This window comes from Niastella sp. OAS944 (assembly GCA_024809215.1).
Lineage (GTDB): Bacteria > Bacteroidota > Bacteroidia > Chitinophagales > Chitinophagaceae > Niastella.
In genome coordinates this window covers 128,754-148,567 of the sequence record JANUBW010000005.1, presented here as the reverse complement: position 1 = coordinate 148,567, position 19,814 = coordinate 128,754, and the positions used below count along the sequence as shown (strand labels likewise).

Annotated in this window: 15 protein-coding genes and 1 tRNA gene; 10 read left to right on the top strand and 6 right to left on the bottom strand. The window is 44.3% G+C overall.

The annotated features are described in order from the left end of the window. Positions 1–37: 37 nt before the first annotated feature. From GGD38_RS21415 to GGD38_RS21390, 6 genes are all read left to right on the top strand, one after another. Positions 38–610, top strand: coding sequence for a hypothetical protein (locus tag GGD38_RS21415; protein ID WP_375301241.1), 573 nt, complete (start codon positions 38–40; stop codon positions 608–610). Then, on the top strand, positions 565–1,839 hold the full coding sequence (locus GGD38_RS21410; protein WP_375301240.1) for a hypothetical protein: 1,275 nt from the start codon (positions 565–567) through the stop codon (positions 1,837–1,839). Before GGD38_RS21415 ends, GGD38_RS21410 begins: the two co-directional genes overlap by 46 nt. A gap of 41 nt (positions 1,840–1,880) precedes the next feature. Further along, positions 1,881–3,899, top strand: coding sequence for a hypothetical protein (locus tag GGD38_RS21405; RefSeq protein WP_375301239.1), 2,019 nt, complete (start codon positions 1,881–1,883; stop codon positions 3,897–3,899). A gap of 7 nt (positions 3,900–3,906) precedes the next feature. Further along, the gene (locus GGD38_RS21400) at positions 3,907–5,016 is read left to right on the top strand and encodes an aminotransferase class I/II-fold pyridoxal phosphate-dependent enzyme (RefSeq protein ID WP_375301238.1); all 1,110 of its coding nucleotides are present in this window, start codon (positions 3,907–3,909) and stop codon (positions 5,014–5,016) included. A gap of 91 nt (positions 5,017–5,107) precedes the next feature. Further along, entirely contained in the window at positions 5,108–5,932 is an 825-nt protein-coding gene (locus GGD38_RS21395; RefSeq protein ID WP_375301237.1) for a hypothetical protein, read from the top strand. Positions 5,933–6,007: 75 nt separating this feature from the next. After that, entirely contained in the window at positions 6,008–6,841 is an 834-nt protein-coding gene (locus tag GGD38_RS21390; RefSeq protein ID WP_375301236.1) for an amidohydrolase family protein, read from the top strand. On the opposite strand, the gene GGD38_RS21385 is transcribed toward GGD38_RS21390, so the two are convergent. Further along, positions 6,828–8,210 (bottom strand): sigma-54-dependent transcriptional regulator, encoded by a 1,383-nt coding sequence (locus GGD38_RS21385; protein ID WP_375301235.1) that lies wholly within the window; start codon positions 8,208–8,210, stop codon positions 6,828–6,830. The two genes, GGD38_RS21390 and GGD38_RS21385, sit on opposite strands and share 14 nt — an antisense overlap. Before the next feature lie 349 nt (positions 8,211–8,559). Here GGD38_RS21385 and GGD38_RS21380 point away from each other — a divergent pair, with 349 nt between their 5' ends. Together GGD38_RS21380 and GGD38_RS21375 are read left to right on the top strand one after the other, a co-directional pair. Further along, positions 8,560–9,537 (top strand): YncE family protein, encoded by a 978-nt coding sequence (locus tag GGD38_RS21380; protein WP_375301234.1) that lies wholly within the window; start codon positions 8,560–8,562, stop codon positions 9,535–9,537. Positions 9,538–9,631: 94 nt separating this feature from the next. After that, a complete protein-coding gene (locus GGD38_RS21375) occupies positions 9,632–10,708 on the top strand; it encodes an SMP-30/gluconolactonase/LRE family protein (RefSeq protein ID WP_375301233.1) in 1,077 nt (358 codons plus the stop codon). Here GGD38_RS21375 and GGD38_RS21370 read toward each other — a convergent pair. From GGD38_RS21370 to GGD38_RS21360, 3 genes are all read right to left on the bottom strand, one after another. Next, a complete protein-coding gene (locus tag GGD38_RS21370; RefSeq protein ID WP_375301232.1) occupies positions 10,705–11,595 on the bottom strand; it encodes a hypothetical protein in 891 nt (296 codons plus the stop codon). The two genes, GGD38_RS21375 and GGD38_RS21370, sit on opposite strands and share 4 nt — an antisense overlap. Then, on the bottom strand, positions 11,595–13,076 hold the full coding sequence (locus GGD38_RS21365; RefSeq protein ID WP_375301231.1) for an MBOAT family O-acyltransferase: 1,482 nt from the start codon (positions 13,074–13,076) through the stop codon (positions 11,595–11,597). The genes GGD38_RS21370 and GGD38_RS21365 overlap by 1 nt, the downstream gene beginning before the upstream one ends. Before the next feature lie 42 nt (positions 13,077–13,118). Continuing rightward, positions 13,119–13,189 (bottom strand) — tRNA-Cys (locus GGD38_RS21360). Positions 13,190–13,705: 516 nt separating this feature from the next. On the opposite strand from GGD38_RS21360, the gene GGD38_RS21355 reads away from it, so the two are divergent. Beyond that, entirely contained in the window at positions 13,706–15,403 is a 1,698-nt protein-coding gene (locus GGD38_RS21355; protein WP_375301230.1) for a carbamoyltransferase, read from the top strand. Between the two features lie 12 nt (positions 15,404–15,415). On the opposite strand, the gene GGD38_RS21350 is transcribed toward GGD38_RS21355, so the two are convergent. Then, the gene (locus GGD38_RS21350; protein ID WP_375301229.1) at positions 15,416–16,123 is read right to left on the bottom strand and encodes a LytR/AlgR family response regulator transcription factor; all 708 of its coding nucleotides are present in this window, start codon (positions 16,121–16,123) and stop codon (positions 15,416–15,418) included. A 4-nt stretch (positions 16,124–16,127) separates the two neighbouring features. Beyond that, entirely contained in the window at positions 16,128–17,153 is a 1,026-nt protein-coding gene (locus GGD38_RS21345) for a sensor histidine kinase (RefSeq protein WP_375301228.1), read from the bottom strand. 197 nt (positions 17,154–17,350) lie between these two features. On the opposite strand from GGD38_RS21345, the gene GGD38_RS21340 reads away from it, so the two are divergent. Then, positions 17,351–19,738: an outer membrane beta-barrel protein gene (locus GGD38_RS21340; RefSeq protein ID WP_375301227.1), complete on the top strand. Its 2,388-nt coding sequence runs from the start codon at positions 17,351–17,353 to the stop codon at positions 19,736–19,738. The last annotated feature ends 76 nt before the right edge of the window (positions 19,739–19,814 follow it).

Sequence of the window (19,814 nt, the reverse complement as noted above, 5' to 3'; positions counted from 1 at the left end):
CCGGTAACCATTACTTCTCATCTTAAAACATTTTCAAATGAGCTTTCTGAATGAATATGAACTCAACCCCGAACTGTTGCAGGAAACCGGTGAGCTGGAACAGGAGGGCGAATTGGCCGGCCGGTTACTGAATATAGCCAGCGAACAGGAGTTTGAACAATTCCTGGGAAGTATTTGGGATGCTGGTAAACGTTTGTACAATTCGGCACAGGGCCAGGCAATAAAACGAGACTTTATTAAAGGCGCCAAAAGCTTTGGTAAGAAAATGCTGCCCAGTGTTGGTAAAAACCTGGGGCAGTATGCAGGAGGCAGCACCGGGGCTAAAATAGGTAATACCCTTGCCAACGCCGCCAGCAGCTGGTTGTTTGGCGAGGTAAGCAAAAACGAAGCGGTAGATTATGTTCGGGTAATTAGTAATGCCGCCCGTTATTTAAGAAATGCGTTGAAAAAAGGAAATGCCATTAACCAGGCAGGCGGTTCAAGAGGATTGGTTACGCAGGCCATTAACCAGGCTGCCCGGCCCATTTTTTCACGTAAGCAAACAGCATCCAAAAATCAGGGAACATGGACACGCAAGGGATCAAAGCTGATCGTATACAACGTGATGTAAGATACCGCAGTTTCCTCATCAATGAAGCACAGGGATTATTGACCCGGCTGAAACAGTTACAGCCCTTTGAAATGTCGATGCCCATGGTGATGGCAGCAGCGGTGCCTTATACGGCACAAAAGGAAATATTCGGGTTAATGCGGGCAGGTAAAGCACATCTTACCGAAAGGATATTGTGTTTTATAAGAAACGTAAAGACAAAAAATATTCCTGTTGAAAAATGCCAGGCTGCCTATGCCGTGCTGAAACTACGTTTTAATTCTCTCTTAGATCAGTTCGATATTTTCTGCGATGTAGTAAGCCAGCGGGGCGAAAACGAAACCGGCATTTGGGTTGCCGGGTTAGATGTTCTGGCCCGTGATGCGCTTATAATGACACGCTATTATATAGAGGCACCGCCCATGATCTGTTACCTCGATCGGGGGCATGGAGCTGCTATACGCCGCGCACGCACCCGATTACCCGGAGGCGACGATAACCCGGTGGCCGTTATAAAAATTCCCCGTGAACGAATGGTGGCCAGCGGTATTGGTTCATCCCTGGTTCACGAAGTGGGGCACCAGGGTTCGGCCCTGCTCGACCTCATTGCTTCACTAAAGCTGGTACTCGATGACCTGGCCGTTAAAGAAAAACCTTACAGTGAAGCGTGGACGTTATTGAGCCGCTGGATCTCAGAGATCCTGTCCGACTTCTGGGCCGTATGTTTCCTGGGCATCAGCGCCTCTACAGGGCTCATCAGCGTGGTATCGCTTCCCAGGTACTTTGTATTGCGTGCAGTTGACGACGACCCGCATCCTTTTCCCTGGATAAGGGTAAAGATCAGCATCGCATTTGGTAAACTGTTATACCCCGACGATCAATGGCAACGATTGGAACGCTTATGGGAAACCTTTTATCCCACAACGGGGCTGGCGCCTGCTACACTGCAATTGTTGCAGCAGTTTGAACAGGTATTGCCTCGGTTTGCCAAACTGATGAAAGAACACCGGCCGCCGAAATTAAAAGGGAAACAATTACATGAAATATTCCCGTTGCACGAACGCCAGCCGCAGCAGTTAAGGGCCCATTATCAGCAATGGAAGAAAGACTGCAACCTGCTTGCCAAACAACGCCCTTCACTGGTATTTGCTGCAGTAGGGCAGGCCAGGGCCGATAATGTAATAACCCCGTTCACCGAAAACCGGCTGCTTACTAAAATGCTGCGACACTGGGCACTGGTGAATATTTAATGAAGCACTTTTATTTACTCATCAAAAAAGAAAAACTTAACATGGAAAACTTTTTATTTAAAGTGAATGATCATGTAAGTAGATGGCTTAACCTGAGACAGATCTCCAACGTCTCACTAAGCATCATACCTAATGAAGTTGACCAGGGCGATACGGTAATCTTAAACATTTCATTCGAAACAACAATTGAATATGTTTATATTGACCCACCGAATGCAAGCTCATCACGATCATCACTCTACCTCGATTTCTTTCCGGATATTCCCGCTGGCGTACTACGACATGTATATGATGAAGTGTACCGGGGTGGCGGAGAATTAAATGAAGGCACTAAAATAAAACTGGACATAAATGACCCCGACTCGCTTGATAAAGCAGTTACCGTTATTTCCCACTGGCAATTGAGCACCACCGATTGCAATAACTCAGGCTATGCCGTTCAACCGATCATCAATTTCATTGACGCAGATGACAATAAAACGGTAACGTTCCTTGAAGTGAACGATCAAAACCGCATCTACATCAGGCGGTCGGCATTAAATGCCACTACCAGTATCAATGCCAACCTGCAGCCCAGCGCCACACCTTTTACCCGCGACCTCACACTGTGGTTGCTGATACTAAAGGGCACAGAAGCCATATCGTTCGATAACTATATGAAACATATGGATTTCATTTTCTGTGGTACAGATGGCATACAAAATAAACAGGAACTGGGAAAAATGATCTATAACCTGAAGGGCAGGCGTTTACTGCCTTTTACCGATACCGATGCTTACCGCAGCCTGAAAGTGGCCACTGAAGCCTTTTTAATGGTGAATTGCGGTGTAAGCAATTACGGCAGTTTTTCAACCCGCGATGTAGAAGAGCTGTACAACCGGGTTACCCTTAAGAACGGCGATGTAGACAGGAGCGACCTCGATAAATTTTGGGGCCAGTACCTGGTACATACCAATGGCACCGACGAAAAAGTGCTGCCTTACCTGGCCATTATACGCCGCAAACTGGGCGATCAGGGAATCAAGAACATTACCATGGACCAGGCGCTGGACCTCTTTGACGAAGATGGTAACCGCGATATGAAAAAAACCAACTGCGTTGGCATCATCAGCGATAAATTAAGCAACCCCTGCTTTCTTGAACTGATATGGAGTTACTGGCACGAAGAAAGTATGATGGTACAGGGCATATCTGCCATTTGCCGCCGGTTCCAAAACCTGCGCGGGAACGGCAACGGCAATAGAAACGGGAACGGAAAAATGAGCGTAAACGGAAACGGTAAAATGAACGGATATGGCTTCGACCCGCTGGCCAACCTGGAAATAGATCCGCTTCGCCCGCTTAACAACGTTATATGGGGATATATTCAGGACGAACAACACAGGCTGAGCGTTCGCCGGCGAACCCTCGAATACGATCATCATTATGGTATTTCACTGCACGGTAAAGCAGTGGGAACGTTGCCTACGGCCGATAGCCGCAGCAAATTCATTGAAGCCTTTCATCACCTGCTTAATACCACCTTACGGTTCTATAAGCAACTGGACGATACCACAGTGGTAGCTGATGGCTTCCCCATCCTGAATGCGTTGAAGGAGGTACACCTCATCTTAAGCGAAGGCGCCCATAACCAGTTTGGCGATCTTCCATCCACAGCCCGTATTGAAATGCTGATGCAGCAATGGTTACTGGCCCGGCCCGAGTTCAGGGAGTTTTTACCCACCCGTATTATGGTGGCTTATCCCGAAGCCTGGATGGACCGTGTAGCATCTATGAATTCACTGCAAAACTGGACCAAAACTTCGGTACTCCATTTCCGTGACCTGGGTGTATTTGGCGAACAGTTACTGCTTTCCGTGCGCTTTGGCAACTGGGCCTCTGTTTCGGACCGTAACCAGGCAGCCAACTGGGCCAAATTCTGGCGCGAACAAATACAGGGTTATGTGCATGCTTACCGTGCCGTTACGGGTATTGACCTGAGCCTTGAAGTTGGAAAGATCGATGGACAGCAACCTTCCGTGCACTTATTACGTCGCCTTAAAGAACAAACAATAAGATAGGTGTATAATGGATTTTACATCCTCGTTGTACCTGGCCATGAAACACCCGGGTACAACATTACAAAACTGGGAACAACTTACAACAGGTATACCCGCTGTTTTGGGCGAGCCGGCGCTGAATAAACATGTGGCCAATCAGGTAGCCGGGCTGCAAGGTTTGGAATGTGGACTAACGGCGCCAAGCACCCTGCATCTATACTATGACCTTTACCATGCTTTAAGCAATGAGCCGGTAACTGTATTCATTGACGAAAATATTTACCCGGTTTCGCAATATGGCATTGAACAATTGCTGGTAAAAAGAACTCCGGTCTATTATTTCCGTCACCAAAATGCAACACACCTGCAGCAGCTTATAAAACAACGTTGCAAAAGAGGCAGAAAATCCATAGTACTAAGTGATGGCTGGTGCCCCGTATGCGGCCGGGCAGCCCCGGTTGAGCATTACGCGGCCTTGTTGAACAGCATGAACGGGCAATTATTTATAGACGATACACAGGCCTTTGGCATTTTGGGTACAGCAGGAGGAGGCATATTGCGATGGAAACAACTAACAGCAGTGCAAAGCCGCTGTATTACCACCATTGTTTCGCTGGCCAAAGCATGGGGCGTGCCCATGGCTGTTATGGGCGGCACACGCAATAATATTGGGCTGTTTGAACAGGCCAGTGTTGTACGGGCATATTCAAGTCCGGTTAGCAATGCCCATATACAGGCAGCGGTGAATGCGCTGCATGTGAACCAAACCATGGGCAACCAGTTACGGGCCAGGCTATGGCGTAATGTAAAACTGTTCAGGCGCCAGATGGCGCAGGTTAAACTGCCTGTAAGCAATAGCTGCTTTCCGGTGCAATATGTACATCACCCGGGTGTCGGCATAACAACAGCTATGTATAATCAACTGCAGCAACGAGGTGTAAAAACAGTTTTGTCGGCCTCACATACAGGCACCCATCCAATATTAACGTTGATCTTGCGCAGTGACCATACCAGTGAGCAGATTCGCCGGCTTGTGCAGGAATTAGCCAATGCATACAATGGACAATGGGCAATAGGCAAAAGCTCACGAATTACGGCGTGCCCGATTACAGGCAAACTGATGCCGGTTAGAGAATAATTTGCCAATTGCTTATTGCCAATTGCTAATTGACTTCACCAACAGCCAGCCATAAATGGCATACTATAATTTAACTATTAAACATTTCAATATGACTACGCATACCCGGTCATGCAACTGCCCATCGTGCCGGCATACAGGCCGGTTACATAAAACCTGGCGCGAACGCAGGAATGAGCGCCTGGCAAAACCCAGGCCGGGCGGTAATTGCGCGGCGGGAACAAACAACGAAACGCTGCCCGATCAATTTTTGGGTCCTATACTGGCCAATGCCATAAATATTGGTAGCCGTGTTGCCAGAAGTGTGCAACGCAATTCGCCGCCCGGTGCTTTACCGGCTGTGCCCGGTAAAGTAACCACATCGCCCCTGATAAGCATTGGCGACAGGCAACGCAAGGCCCTGTTGCGTTACTGGCAGGAGCAAAAAAAGCGGGCCAGCCCCATTCTTCAGAAACGGTACGACAATTACATCAAAGCCATTGAGCAACGAAAAAGACCATCCTGGCACCAGTCGGAAAAAGACCTGCAATTGTTTTTCAGGCAGTTTGGCATACCCGGCCAAAGAACATTTCTGAATAACCAGCCTGCGAAGTGGGTGCAACAGGCCAATGGCAGGTATAAACCGCCGGCCGGTAGTGTTATTCCGGATATTAACCCGGCCGATAGTATGATAGAAATAAAGAATTATAACCTCAACAACCAGGCGCAGTTGATCCGCACATTACAAAAGCAAATTGCCCGCAGGCGGTTGCAGGGACCGCAGGATGCCTCGGGCAACTCTATACCACAACGTATTGTACTGGATGCGCGAGGCCAGCATGGTACACCGCAGCAATTACGGCAACTGGCCCAAACCATTGCCTTAAAAACCAATTTGCCGGCCGACGCCGTTCAAATAGTGACCTGGGAAATATAAGAATTAAAAATTCCAAATTCCAAGCTCCAAGGACCAAATAAAAAATATAAAATCTCAAAATCAGAAATTGTATTTATGCTTATCATAGATGCACATTGTCATGCCGGTAAGGGCGATGGGCTTACAGGGCCCTGGGATACGCAGGCATCATTGACACAATTTCTAAAATGGTCGGCAGCCGCTTGTATACAACGCACCAACCTGTTTGCTGCTTTTCATTCCGATTATGCCCAGGCCAATGCGGCCGTGGCTGCCATTGTAAACAAAAACCCACAACGCTTTTATGGTTTTGCTTTTGTACATGCCATTCACGATCGGGGCCGGGTATACGACATGGTACGCAAAGCCGTTTTGCAATACGGGTTTTGTGGCATAAAAGTGCACCGGCACGATGCGCGCATCAGTCGCGAAATTTGCGACGTAGCCCGCATGTTCTCACTGCCTGTATTATACGATGTAGTAGGGGAAGTATCGATGATAGAGTTGCTGGCCACAGAATATCCCGACGTTAATTTTATAATTCCACACCTGTCGAGTTTTGCCGACGACTGGCGGGCGCAAATTGCTTTTATTCCAATGCTTGAGCGGCATACTAATATTTATACCGACACGTCGGGGGTTCGCCGGTTCGATCTGCTGGCCATGGCCTACAAGCGTGCAGGCGCCCGTAAAATACTCTTTGGCACCGATGGCCCCTGGCTGCATCCTGCAGTAGAATTGCAAAAGATCTTTGCACTTACCACCAATACGAAAGATCTGCAACTGATGCTCGCTGCTAATTTTCTTCGGTTAACGTGTAAGGCGCGTAACAAAGCATTTGAAAAAACACCAGCCATAAAGCCGGCCATCAAAAGAGAGTTGTTACCTGTACAGGATGAATATAAAGATCCCTGGCTTATAAGTCATTAATTACTTCGTTATTCTTTTTTCGGATATACTGCAATGTTCGAACCTCCACATTCAGCTTACGGGCGGCCAGTTTAAGATTGCCGTCACAATCTTCCAGGGCAACTTCCATAGCCAAATGGGCTATATCATTTTTTATTCGCATCAGATCTTTGCCGCTGGCAATGGCCAGCCTGATAGACTGATGCAGGCTGTTGTTCGAAGAAGCTGTAAAGCCCTGTAATTGCTGCGGCGACGGGCATTCTTCTTCCGGCATATCACCAATGGTAATAAAACCCTGGCCTGCATAGCGCATAACGATCTGGCTCACCAGTTGCTTTAACTCACGAATGTTTCCCTGGTAATCACGATGTACCAAATAATTCATAATGGCGCCATCCATTTCCGGCGCAACAATGGCATTTAACTCCTTACGCAGAAATGCTCTTACCAGTTCGGGTATATCTTCCCTTCTGTTGCGCAGGGGCGGTATAACAAATACCGAAGCCGCTATCCTGAAATACAGGTCTTTTCTAAAACTGCCAAGGTTAATTTCTTCTTTCACGTTACGGTTGGTAGCACATACCAGCCTGAAGTTGGTTTTACGCCAGGTATTACTGCCTACACGCTTATACATACCTTCCTGAATTACACGTAACAATCCGGCCTGCATGGTCAATGGCAATTCACCCAGTTCGTCGAGGAACAAGGTGCCGGTATCGGCCATTTCAAAAGCGCCGTCCCGGGCCTGTACGGCATTGGTAAAGGCGCCCTTTTCATGGCCGTAAAACTCACTACCCGATAATTCGGGAACGATGGTAGTACAATCCATTAACACCAGTTTACCTTTTTCTTTCCGCTGGTCAAGTTCATGTATCAGGCGGGCGGTCATTTCTTTACCTGTGCCCGACTCACCTATAAGAAGTACACTGTTGTTGGTAAAAAAAGCCGTTTCAACCACCTTTCTTAAAAAGCGCTTCCACGTATAACTTGTTCCAATTAAATTATTACGTATAAGGTCCTGTGACAGCAATGCTTCCACCTGCGCCCAGCGTTTCAACCTGGCTTTTAAGTGTAACAACACATCTTCACTCTTGTTCCATTCCAGCATTTCGTGGGCGCCCGCCTGCTTCAATTGCCATTTTACTGCATCCGAAAGCGTTTTGTTGATAGTTAGCAGAACAATTTTTATATCAAACACAGTAAGTGGTTGCATGTACTCCATTACCGTTTCTACTGATAATTTATCGCTCCATACTACAATGGCAACGCCGGCCGCTTCTGGCTGCCGGGTAAAAACAACGCCATCTTCATCCAGCTTTTTTTGAATAGGGGCAAATAAAGGACAGCCTTCTTCCCCCGCATATATTAAGTGCACGACACTTTTTTCCATCAGACAGTTATTAACCGTTAGTGAAAATGGTAAACGAATATAACTGGGCAGTTGCTGCCGGCCAATAGCACAAATAGGGTAGTTCAGTTATGTAGGTACATACGAAGTTCCATAATGGCAAATTTCGGATATGCTTATTCTAGTGCAGTAGTAAGAGAATCGTTTGGTACTGGAGATACGATGGCAAGCTATTTAATTTAAGTAGAAAGCACCACCGTTTTTTCACCCTTTTCTGAAATCTTTTTTACCAGGCCATTGGCTATAACGATTGGCCTTGTACTTTTTATATAATACTATTTGGTCTCCATAAAGGATTTATAAGTATATTGGTTAAGGTAAAAGCATTCAAATGAAGAAAGGTATATATGTAATGGTTCTTTGTTCAGTGACACTATTAACTGCAGCCACTACTATACAGGCGCAAACGCGTAAGTTACTGGCGCTTTCCAAAGGTGATCATACGTTAGCTGTTGTTGATCCCGTATCGTTAAAGGTGATTGCAAAAATGCCGGTAGGCGCCGACCCGCACGAAGTAATTGCTTCAACCGATGGAAAAACAGCCTATGTGTCAAACACAGGCGGCGGCCGTTTTCATGTGTTGAATGTAATTGACCTCGTAGCACAAAAAACAATCGATAGTATTGATACCAGTCCATTAATGGGCCCGCATGGGCTTGCATTTGCCAATGGTAAATTGTGGTTTTCGGCAGAAGGGTCCAAAGCTGTAGGCAGGTACGATCCCACACTAAAGAAGGTTGACTGGGCAATGGGCACCGGGCAGAACAGGACCCATATGGTGGAAGTAACAAAAGACGGCCAGCATTTATATGCTACCAATACCGTGGGTGGCACAGTTAGCCTTTTAAGTAAAGGGAGTACGGAATGGGCGCAAACAGTTGTATCAACAAGCAGGGGAGTAGAGGGCTTTGACCTTTCGCCCGATGGTAAAGAAATTTGGGCTGTAGCAGCAGAGAACGGTTCCATTTATATAATTGATACAACGTCCAAAACGGTTATACAAACACTTGAGGCAAAAGCTATAGGCGCCAATCGCCTGCGAATTACCTATGATGGGAAACTGGCATTGATAAGCAGCCTGCGCACCGGTGAACTGTTCATCTATGATGTAAAAGAACGTAAGGAATTAAAACGGGTTAAAGTGGGTGCCGGCGCTGCCGGATTGCTGATTGACACTGACAATAGCCGTGCCTTTGTAGCCTGCTCACCCGACAATTATGTGGCGGTGGTAAATTTAAGAACATTTGAAATAATTACCCGCATAGATGTAGGCAAAACACCCGACGGACTGGCCTGGGCGTTACAGTAAGTAAAAGCAGTTTTGGCTTGTTCATTATTCTTCATAGTTTTTTATTGGAAGTTATTCACAGCAGGTTACAGTAGCTTGTATAAAATTGCCTGCTATGAAAAAAAAGGTAGTACTACTCCTAACGGGAGCGCTATGCTCCTTTGCATTTTATGCATGTTCAAAAAATAAAATAAAAGATGCTCCAATTACTAAAGAAGTAAGTGAAGAAACCGGTGCCGCAGCCCGCCGGGGCAGCACAGATACGAGCATTTATGACCCCACCTGTTTGCTTGCGCCAAACGCAAAATTGAAAATACTGGGCGAAGGTTTTAGTTTTACCGAAGGCCCGGCCGTTGATAAAAAAGGTAATATATTTTTTACAGATCAACCCAACGACAAGATCTATAAATGGGCGGCCAACAACGGAAAGATCACCACATTTTTAACGGGTACAGGCCGCTCGAACGGAATGGCATTTGATAAAAACGGGAATCTCATAACCTGCGCCGATATGCATGGCGAATTATGGAAAATAGCGCCGAACGGAAGCCACACCGTTCTGGTAAATAATTACAAAGGCAAATTATTGAATGGCCCCAATGACGTATGGATCAATCCTAAAAATGGCGGCATGTATATCACCGACCCCATATTTCCAAGAGGTTATTGGGATGCCGGCGATCCGCGCCAGCAGGAATGGCCTCCTACGCATTCGCAACAAGCCCCAACCGGCAAAGGTGGATATGTATACTATCTGGCTGCCGGCAGCCACACTTTAGTACGGGTTACAACAGAGGCTATGGGCTGGGATGCCGATGGCTGGCCAAACGGGGTTGTGGGAACTCCCGATGGTAAAAAGCTGTATGTAAATAAATGGGCGCCCGATATCAATACGGCAGGTACCTGGGTGTTTGATATAAAACCCAATGGAACCCTTGCCAATATGCGGAAGTTTGCAGATATGGGCGGCGATGGGATGTCGATGGATGAGCGTGGGAATATTTATATCAGTAACTCATATGGAGTGACCGCTTTCAATTCAAAAGGCATTAAAATATTCAACGTGCCCACAGGCGACGGCGCCACCAACAATGTATTTGGCGGCCCCAATAATAAAACCTTATTTATTACCGGACCGGTAGACAAGTTAACTGCAATAAAAATGAATGTAAATGGGGTAGAGAAGTTTTAAAACGCATCCCCGATAATTCCCGTGGCAATAGCGGCGCCTTTGTCGTTTAAATGATCGATGTCGAAAAACAAGCTATCGGCCTCAAACACTTTGTTGATTTGAAGGTCTATGTATTTAGCTTTTGTAGCACGGAGAATGTTATCGATGAACTGTTTGTTCTTATTGAGTAATATGGGATCGAGACAGCCGTAAAACGGCTTACAAACCGGCATGGTAACCAGTATGGTTTGAATACCCTTTTGCTGAAGCATGGAAATAAAATTCACCATTCTCTTATAGATCATGGGGGCACAGCTGGTATCGATCCAGTGTTCGTTCCAGTCGATTATTTTTCGCTGATATTTATGTAGCCTGTAATCGGCCGACGCTTTTGAAAGGTCCTTAAATTCGGGCCTGTAACCCATAATGGTATCACGCTGGTCGTCTGTATTACATTCATTGAGCCGGAACCCACAGGTAAAGACATGGTATCGCTTGATGGAATAAGTATTTATAAACCCGTGTTTCAAATTCCAGTGATGGTAAAGCTTGGCTGCCGATCCTTCCCGCTTGCCCGTAAAATAGAAGGTGATGTAATCGACCGGAATGATCACATATCTTAAATTCGGAAGCTGGTGCAGGTTTTTCTCTATTATTTCAATATCTATTTCTACCGCTTTACTTTCTTCTGCAATATTTAATGCTTTTACCGGAAGCAATGTGGGGTTTATTCCATTTAATGTATGGCTGGTGCCTGTTATAAGGCATTGTACACTTTCTTTATACTGCTCAAATAACTTTCTTTTTAAAGTAACTACGCGGTCCTGTTCCTGCCTGAGCCCCAATAAAACAAGCACCAGTGCCGGAACAATGGACAATTGACCTATTTTAAAAATAAACTTTAGCATCAGAACTGAAAATAAATAAATGAAACATTGTCTTTTTGAATGATGGCATTCAGCAGGAACAAGGTGGTAAGCGTAAATATGGTATACTGTACTATTCTTGAACCAACGGCCATCAGTACATTTCTATTGGCTACCTTAACTTTCAGGTCCCTTTCATTTCTTCTGAACAACCAGTCAAACGCTAACAGTGGTAAAATATAATAGAAGATGAACAGAAAGGGAACCGCTTCACCCCAATGGTAAAAGTTTGTAAAAATGTTCTTTGTGTAACTAATAGCATCGCCCAGATCGTGGATCCTGAAGAAGATCCAGGCAAAGGTTACAAAGCTAAATGTAGCAAGCATTTGCAGTAGTTCTTTACTATTGGGCAATGCCCTGTCTTCTGCCACCACTTCATTAACATGTTTACGGTTTCGGTTTAATAGTAACAGGGGCAAAAACCCACAGGCATGAATAAAACCCCAGGCAATAAAATTCCAGCTGGCACCATGCCAAAAACCGCTTACCAGGAATATGATAAAGGTATTTCTGACCGCTTTACCCTTGCCCTGTTTTGAACCACCCAGTGGAACATACAGGTAGTCTCTAAACCAGGAGGACAGTGAAATATGCCATCTTCGCCAAAACTCGGCTATATCTCTTGAAAAGTAGGGGAACCGGAAATTGCTTAACAGTTCAAATCCAAATAATTTGGCAGTACCCAGGGCTATGTCTGAGTACCCGCTAAAGTCGCCATAGATCTGAAACGAAAAAGCGATGGCCCCAAGTACAAGGGTAATACCGTTATACTGGTGGTAATTGTTAAAGATCTGGTCGGCTACAACCGCCAGACTGTCGGCAATTACTACCTTCTTAAACATACCCCATACTATTAAGCGGCATCCCTGGGCGGCCTGCGTATAACTAAAGATGCGCTTTTGCTGTATTTGTGGCAGCAGGTGCGTTGCCCGTTCAATAGGCCCGGCTACCAGTAACGGGAAAAAGGAAACAAACACGGCATAGTCTACAAAATTGGAAATGGGTTTTATTTTTCCTCTGTAAATATCAAATACATACGACATGCCATGGAATGTGTAGAAAGAAATACCGATTGGCAAACCGATCTCAAGTATAACGGGGTGAATGTGTAATCCCAACAATTCGAAGCCTTGTTGAAATTGCTGTACAAAAAAGTTGTAATACTTGAATAAGGCAAGTATACCAAGATTATTGATAATGCTTAGCCATAAAAAAAGGCGTGCTTTTTTGCGGTTTGCAGAAGCTACAGAAAAACCGTACACGTAATCGAGAAATGTGCTTAAGGCCAGTAACCCCATAAACTTCCAGCTCCACCAACCGTAAAAGAAATAACTGGCAATTAGCAACAGGCTATTTTGCCAGCGCAGGCGCTTATTAAAAATAAACCAGTATAAGCAAAACACAACCGGAAGAAAAACAAGAAATGCAAGGGAATTAAACAGCACGGCATTAAGTTTTGGCATTTAACGACAATAAAAAAGGACCGCTTGCGCGATCCTTTTTTGAGATTCTGAGTAGATTCGAACTACTGTAAAAGGTCTTGCGGACCTTCGCCTAACCACTCAGCCACAGAACCTGTTATAAGATTATGTATATCTCTACGGATCTTATTATTATTGTTACATTAAAAAGTCATTAGATCGGGTGTTTTGTAAGAAGACGGACCTACCGTTAGTTTAACCGGATATATGGGATGGAAACTTGAAGATTGAATTCTTACATTAAGGTACAAAACAATTTAATATAACAATCAATTTTTTTTCAGCTTAACATTGATCAGCATTATTTCATTACTTACTGTTGCTACATCAATCCAATTTGTAAGTATCACATACCCGAATCACTTACAGTTATTCTTACTTATTACTTTCCATTTTAGACAAGAAATTTTTAAAATGTATATTTACTTTCTTAACTTAGTATTCTCCATCTTCCTGTGAGCTTCATTTGTAGTCACTGCGTAAAAAGTCCATTATCGATCTGTCCCCTAATTCTCAATTATAATATTTATGGTAAATAGTCAATATCTAGGTAACTAAATATTGGAAAAGTATTGGCTTGGGATTAATACATCTACATAAACTAAGAGCTTATGAACATTCTTGGGATCAACTTTTATTATCACGACTCTACGGCATGTATTATTTCAAACGGAAACCTGGTTGTTGCCATTGAGGAAGAACGGATAACCCGCAAAAAACACTCTACCGAATTTCCCATTCATGCCATTGAAAAATGTATGGAGGTTGCAGGGCTAAAGCCGGCCGACATAGATCATGTTGCTGTGTCTATTGACCCCAAACTGGGTTTGGGTAAAAAGTTTTTTTACAGCATAAAGAACCTGCTGCATAGCCGTGAATTCCTTAGGCAGGAAGTAGTGCTACGTTTATATTTAAAGCGTAAGCGTTTCGCCAACTGGTATAGCAGTTTTTTTAAGGAAGGCCGCAAACCGACTATTCATTATGTACCCCATCATCTTTCACATGTAGTAGGCACTTATTTGATCTCACCATACGAAAGCGCCGCCCTGCTGTCTGTTGACGGATCGGGCGAATGGGCAACCACCTTTATGGGCCAGGCAAAAGGTATTGATTATACTTTTTTCAGACAGGATCACTTTCCAATGTCCCTGGGCTCGGTATATGAAGCTGCCACCCAATACTGCGGTTTCATACCCAACTACGATGAGGGAAAAACAATGGGGCTCGCGCCGTTAGGCGACCCGCTGAAATTTTATAAAACAGTATCCCAAATCTTTTGGATCAATGACGATCTTTCAATAGGTGTAGATCTTAGTTATTTCCGGTACCAGTATTATTCGCCCATACGGTATAGTTCAAAATTCGTTGAAGCCTTTGGGGCGCCCCGCAATAAAGATAAACGAGCCAAATTTGAACAGCATCACCTGGATGTAGCAGCTGCCTTTCAGTTTCATTTGGAAGAATGTATGCTTAAGCTGGCCCGCGGGCTACATAAAAGAACAGGCGAGGATTACCTGGTCATTTCTGGCGGGGTTGCACTTAACAGTGTAGCCAACGGACGCATTGTTAGGGAAAGTGGTTTTAAAGACATTTACCTGATGCCGGCAGCCGGTGATAATGGCACGGCACTTGGCGCAGCTTATTATGTGTACAATTGTATCCTAAAGAACAAGCGCGGGTTTGTACACAATGACCCTTATGTGGGTACCAGTTACAGTAACAAGGATTTTGAAAACGTGATTCAAATTTGCAAACTGTCGGCCACCTATTATGATAATGTAGAGGAACGCACGGCCGAGATCCTTCATAATGGACAAATAGTAGGCTGGTTTCAGGGTGCTATGGAAATTGGGCCTCGTTCGCTTGGCAATCGCAGTATACTGGCCAATCCAACGCTCAAGCACATGAAAGATAAAGTAAATGCCGAGGTAAAGCACCGGGAAGCATTTCGTCCGTTTGCGCCCTCTTGTCCCATAGAAGATGTTCCCACCTATTTCGAGCAGCATGTAGCTGATCCTTTTATGTTGAAGGTATGTAATGTATTGCCCGACAAACGCGATATAGTGCCGGCCATTACGCATGTTGATGGAACGGCCCGTTTACAAACAATTCATAAGGAAACGAATAGCAGGTTTCATAACCTGTTGAAAGAGTTTGAAAAACTAAGCGGTGTTCCTGTAATACTCAATACAAGTTTTAATGTAATGGGCGAACCCATTGTAGAATCGCCGTATGATGCCATTCGATGTTTTTTCACTACGGGGCTCGATGTGCTGGTACTGGGGAATTATATTATTGAGAAGAAATAAAACCCCAATTTACTACATCCCAATAGCTTTAAAGAACAGCTCCTTATAATTTACGCCTATAGGAATGGCCATATCGTTAATATATACGGTATTGCCTTCTATATGGCTGATCCTGGATTTATTAATAATAAAGGAGCGATGAACACGGATAAACAAACCTGCTGGTAACAATGCTTCAAATGAAGAGAACGACATAGTTGGGAGCATGGTGCCGGTATTAGAAAGTATCCTGGTATAATTTCCTTTTGCTTCGGCTACTACAATGTCGTGGTAGTGCAACTTGTATATCTTACCATCTGCCTTTATAAAAAAATAATCACTGGGTACGTTATGGGTTGGGTTATCGGCGCCAGCCGTTTTGCCGGCCTGAAGCTTTTCAATAACCTTATCAACCGCTACTATAAAACGTTCCAACGAAAAGGGCTTTACCAGGTAATCACAAGCCGCAAGGTCAAAAGCATCTACAGCATAGTCCTTATAAGCTGTTGTGAATATTACCTGCGGAGCGTTCTTCAGTGTTTTTAAAAAGCCAATTCCATCCAGTACCGGCAGGTGTACATCGAGGAACAGCAGGTGCACAGGCGTATATTGCATTATTTCCTTTGCTTCAAATACGTTTCCGCAACAGCCTGCAATTCGCAGTTGGGGCAGGTGGCTACAGTAATTAATAATTATATCCCTTGCAATTGGTTCATCATCTACAATAAGGCAGTTGAACATAGTATCATTTTATTTTTAAACTCAGCTTTACGGTATACCTGTTTTGCGCAGCAATTTGCTCTAAAATATAATCCTTTTCATACAACAGGTTCAGCCTTTTGATGGTATTTGCCAACCCCAGTCCCGAAGGTTGGTGTAATGAATTATATTTCTTTGTTTCGTTGTGCGAATTTTCGATACAAAACAAAAGCTGGTCACCCGAAAGGGATAGTTTAATACTAACATAGATCTTTTCGTCGAGTGTGTTTTGAGCATGTTTGAACGCATTTTCAATAAATACGATCAATACCATGGGTGCTATTCGTATATTTTTATTATTTGCAGTTAGCACATCGCAGTGTAATACCAGCCGGTCGCTCAACCGTAGCTTTTCAAAACCGATATAATTGTGAATGTATTCCAATTCCTCCTGTAAGGTAACAAATGGCTTTTTAGTTTCATATACCGAGTAACGCAGCAGATCGGAGAGCTGTAATAAAAGGGACGGCATGCGTTCGTGTTGTGTGATGGCAATGCCATATAAATTGTTCAGGGTATTGAAAAGGAAATGCGGGCTTAATTGCGATTGCAAAAGGTTCAGTTCGCTTTGCTTTTGTTCGGCCCGCAACTCGGCATCGTTTATCTGTTTTTGTATGGAAGCGCGGGTTAACTTTATAATAATACCCATTACAAAAGCAATGATGAAAAAGGGGAGCGTGGCAACCGAAAATTCTATAATATCGCCCGGTGCATTGAATATCATTTTGGCTGCAAGTGGCCAAACAATAACCATGGCCATCAACATAAGCACCGCATACATGCTGAAATGAAAAGGCTTCTGCTGCAGGTACCAGCGTTGGCAAAGCCAGCGACCGGCATAAATACATAACAAAAGAAAACTGCAACAGAATACAGTTAACAATAACCGCTGTTGTATAAATGCAAAATAGTAATGTATGCCTGAGATCAGCAGGCATATAACAGCCAGGATAAACACCGTATGAAGCATCAATGCCTCGCTCCTGATCTTTCCTGCTAAGGTCAATTTCATATCTTAAAGTTCGTAATAGTTTTCACATTTACTTCAGGGAATATGTTGAACAGGGTATAAAAACGTTCCAATTCGCTTTATTCTGTGACGAATGATTAAAACCTGCCATCAGCCGGCTCAACAGCATTTTTCCGGCACTCAACATATTTATTTTATTTCAGGTTCAGATTGGGCAAATTTTGGCCAAATAACCATCGATGAAACCTATTCTGATACTGCTTACCCTGGCATTTATAAGTATCCCGGCATCTTTTGTACAAGCACAAAACGCCAATGGCCGCATCAGCGGAATGATCACCAATGTGCAAAATAACCCGTTACCTGGCGCCTCGGTTACTTTATTTAAACCTGCCGCCCCTGCATTTAACAAAACGATAGCTGTAGGCGAGGATGGACGATTTGCCTTTAAAAAATTGTACGAAGGGCAATATATAATGATAATAACTAACGTAGGATTCAAAAAATACGTAAGCGATACCTTTACGATCGATGCCGGTCACCATACGCTGTTATTACCCGTTATAGTGCTGCAGCACAATGCACAAAAAGCATTGAAAGAAGTGGTGGTTGGCGCCAGTAAGCCGTTACTTGAGCACAAAATAGATAGAACGATCGTAAACGTAGATGCCATGCTAACCGTTGCGGGCAGTAATGCGCTGGAAGTATTGGCACGCAGCCCCGGTGTAAGGGTGCAACCCGATGGCGATATCAGTCTGTACCAGAAGGATGGAGTGCTGGTATTGATTGATAACAAACCCACTTATTTATCGGCACAGGAACTGGCTGCATACCTGCGATCACTACCGGCAGGCATTTTAGATAAGGTTGAGCTTATAAGTAATCCGCCGGCCCAATACGATGCATCAGGGGGCGCTATCATCAACATCCGGTTAAAAAAGAACCGCGCATTGGGTTTTAACGGCAGCATGTTGATCGCCTACAACCAGGGGAGGTACCAACGGAACAATGAAGCCATTATGCTCAATTACAGAAAAAAGAAAATTAACCTCTTTGCAAACCTGAGCCATGCAAGGGATGGCAACTACAACCGAGAAACCAACAACCGTTATTATTACAACACAAATGGTTCGCCACAACAATCGCTACTCATCAATAAGTGGTATACCTTTCAGTCAGATGGTATAAATGTCAGAACGGGGCTCGATTATTTTGTCTCAGCCAACACCACGGTAGGTATATTATTTACTGGTGGTGTTCGTCCGCGCAGCGATCAGCTTAGCTATAATAGCAATTCAATAGCAAGCGGCACCATGCACGGTAATTACCCATGGTACAGTGGCGGCATCAATATGAATGTGCTGCATACATTCAATCGCAAAGGTACCACACTTAGCAGTGACCTCGATGTGGTAACCCTTCATGCAGATGGTAATCAGTACTTGTCTACACAGGTAATGTACAATTTGCCGGCAGATATAAATATCATGTCGGCCAAAGCCGATTACAACATGCCGCTAAATAAAAAAATAAAGCTGGAGGCAGGCTTGAAATCAAGCTACGTACGCACGCAATACAACAATGACTGGTATAATAAAACAGCCGATGGGTATACGCCGGATTACGGAAATACCAATCATTTTAAATACAGTGAAAATATAAATGCAGGCTATGTAAGCATTGCAAAAGAATGGCGACGCTGGAGCGCCAAAGCCGGTGTACGCATTGAAAACACCAATATGCATGGCCGGCAGTTACCCAATATAGTTATTCCCGACTCATCTTTCAGTCGCAATTATACGAACCTGTTCCCCGATTGCTATTTGCAATATAAATTGGATAGTAATAATAACAACATAGTGACACTTAGCTACAGCCAGCGCATCCGCCGCCCCAATTACCAGCAATTAAACCCCTTTCTTTTTTATAACGACAAGTACAGCTATTCAGCCGGCAATCCTGCCCTAACTCCGCAATACTTTAGGGGCATTGAATTAAGGTATACTTATAAGAATCGTTTAGGGTTGGTTGCAGGCTATTTGTATACTAGTAAATTAATTCAGTCGCTGATAGAGGTTTCAGGCTCGGTTAATATAACCCGGCCGCAGAACTTTGGCGTTAATCATGCGCTTACTATTTATCCCTTTGTGCAGCTGATGCCCTTTAAAGGCTGGCAGCTAAATGCAGGGGTGGCATTGTTTCACCTTGAGAACAGGGGCATAGCCTATGAGCAAACGATTGATAATGATATTACCACATTTGAAATGGAAATGACCAATCAGTTCAGGTTCTCAAAAAGCTGGAGCGCCGAATTAAGCGGCATGTATTCAGGTGCGCGCCTTGCTGGTCAAACAAGAACCAGCCCTATCTGGCGCGCCGATGTAGCAGTGCAAAAAACGGTATTCAAAGAAAAGGGATCAATAAAACTAAACATGACAGATATTTTTCATTCAATGATCAGGCGCGATCAATTCAGCGGCCTGCTGCTTATGCAGTCGCAACGCAGGCTTGAAAATGATACGCAACGGTTAGGAATTTCATTGAGCTACCGCTTTGGCGATACAAACAGTAAAAAACGTAGCAATCAGCATACCGGTAGCGCTGCGGAAGAGCAGGGGAGGTTGTAACTTTGCAATAAGATCGAAAAATGATTTACATGAATTTCTAAATAGGTGTTTACATCAAAAATAAAAACCACCACCA

Coding starts and splice junctions, on each gene's coding strand:
- GGD38_RS21370 (WP_375301232.1), bottom strand. CDS start 11,595: ATGCTAAAGTTTATTTTTAAAATAGGTCAATTGTCCATTGTTCCGGCA.
- GGD38_RS21390 (WP_375301236.1), top strand. CDS start 6,008: ATGCTTATCATAGATGCACATTGTCATGCCGGTAAGGGCGATGGGCTT.
- GGD38_RS21345 (WP_375301228.1), bottom strand. CDS start 17,153: ATGAAATTGACCTTAGCAGGAAAGATCAGGAGCGAGGCATTGATGCTT.
- GGD38_RS21380 (WP_375301234.1), top strand. CDS start 8,560: ATGAAGAAAGGTATATATGTAATGGTTCTTTGTTCAGTGACACTATTA.
- GGD38_RS21350 (WP_375301229.1), bottom strand. CDS start 16,123: ATGTTCAACTGCCTTATTGTAGATGATGAACCAATTGCAAGGGATATA.
- GGD38_RS21405 (WP_375301239.1), top strand. CDS start 1,881: ATGGAAAACTTTTTATTTAAAGTGAATGATCATGTAAGTAGATGGCTT.
- GGD38_RS21375 (WP_375301233.1), top strand. CDS start 9,632: ATGAAAAAAAAGGTAGTACTACTCCTAACGGGAGCGCTATGCTCCTTT.
- GGD38_RS21395 (WP_375301237.1), top strand. CDS start 5,108: ATGACTACGCATACCCGGTCATGCAACTGCCCATCGTGCCGGCATACA.
- GGD38_RS21415 (WP_375301241.1), top strand. CDS start 38: ATGAGCTTTCTGAATGAATATGAACTCAACCCCGAACTGTTGCAGGAA.
- GGD38_RS21340 (WP_375301227.1), top strand. CDS start 17,351: ATGAAACCTATTCTGATACTGCTTACCCTGGCATTTATAAGTATCCCG.
- GGD38_RS21355 (WP_375301230.1), top strand. CDS start 13,706: ATGAACATTCTTGGGATCAACTTTTATTATCACGACTCTACGGCATGT.
- GGD38_RS21400 (WP_375301238.1), top strand. CDS start 3,907: ATGGATTTTACATCCTCGTTGTACCTGGCCATGAAACACCCGGGTACA.
- GGD38_RS21410 (WP_375301240.1), top strand. CDS start 565: ATGGACACGCAAGGGATCAAAGCTGATCGTATACAACGTGATGTAAGA.
- GGD38_RS21385 (WP_375301235.1), bottom strand. CDS start 8,210: ATGGAAAAAAGTGTCGTGCACTTAATATATGCGGGGGAAGAAGGCTGT.
- GGD38_RS21365 (WP_375301231.1), bottom strand. CDS start 13,076: ATGCCAAAACTTAATGCCGTGCTGTTTAATTCCCTTGCATTTCTTGTT.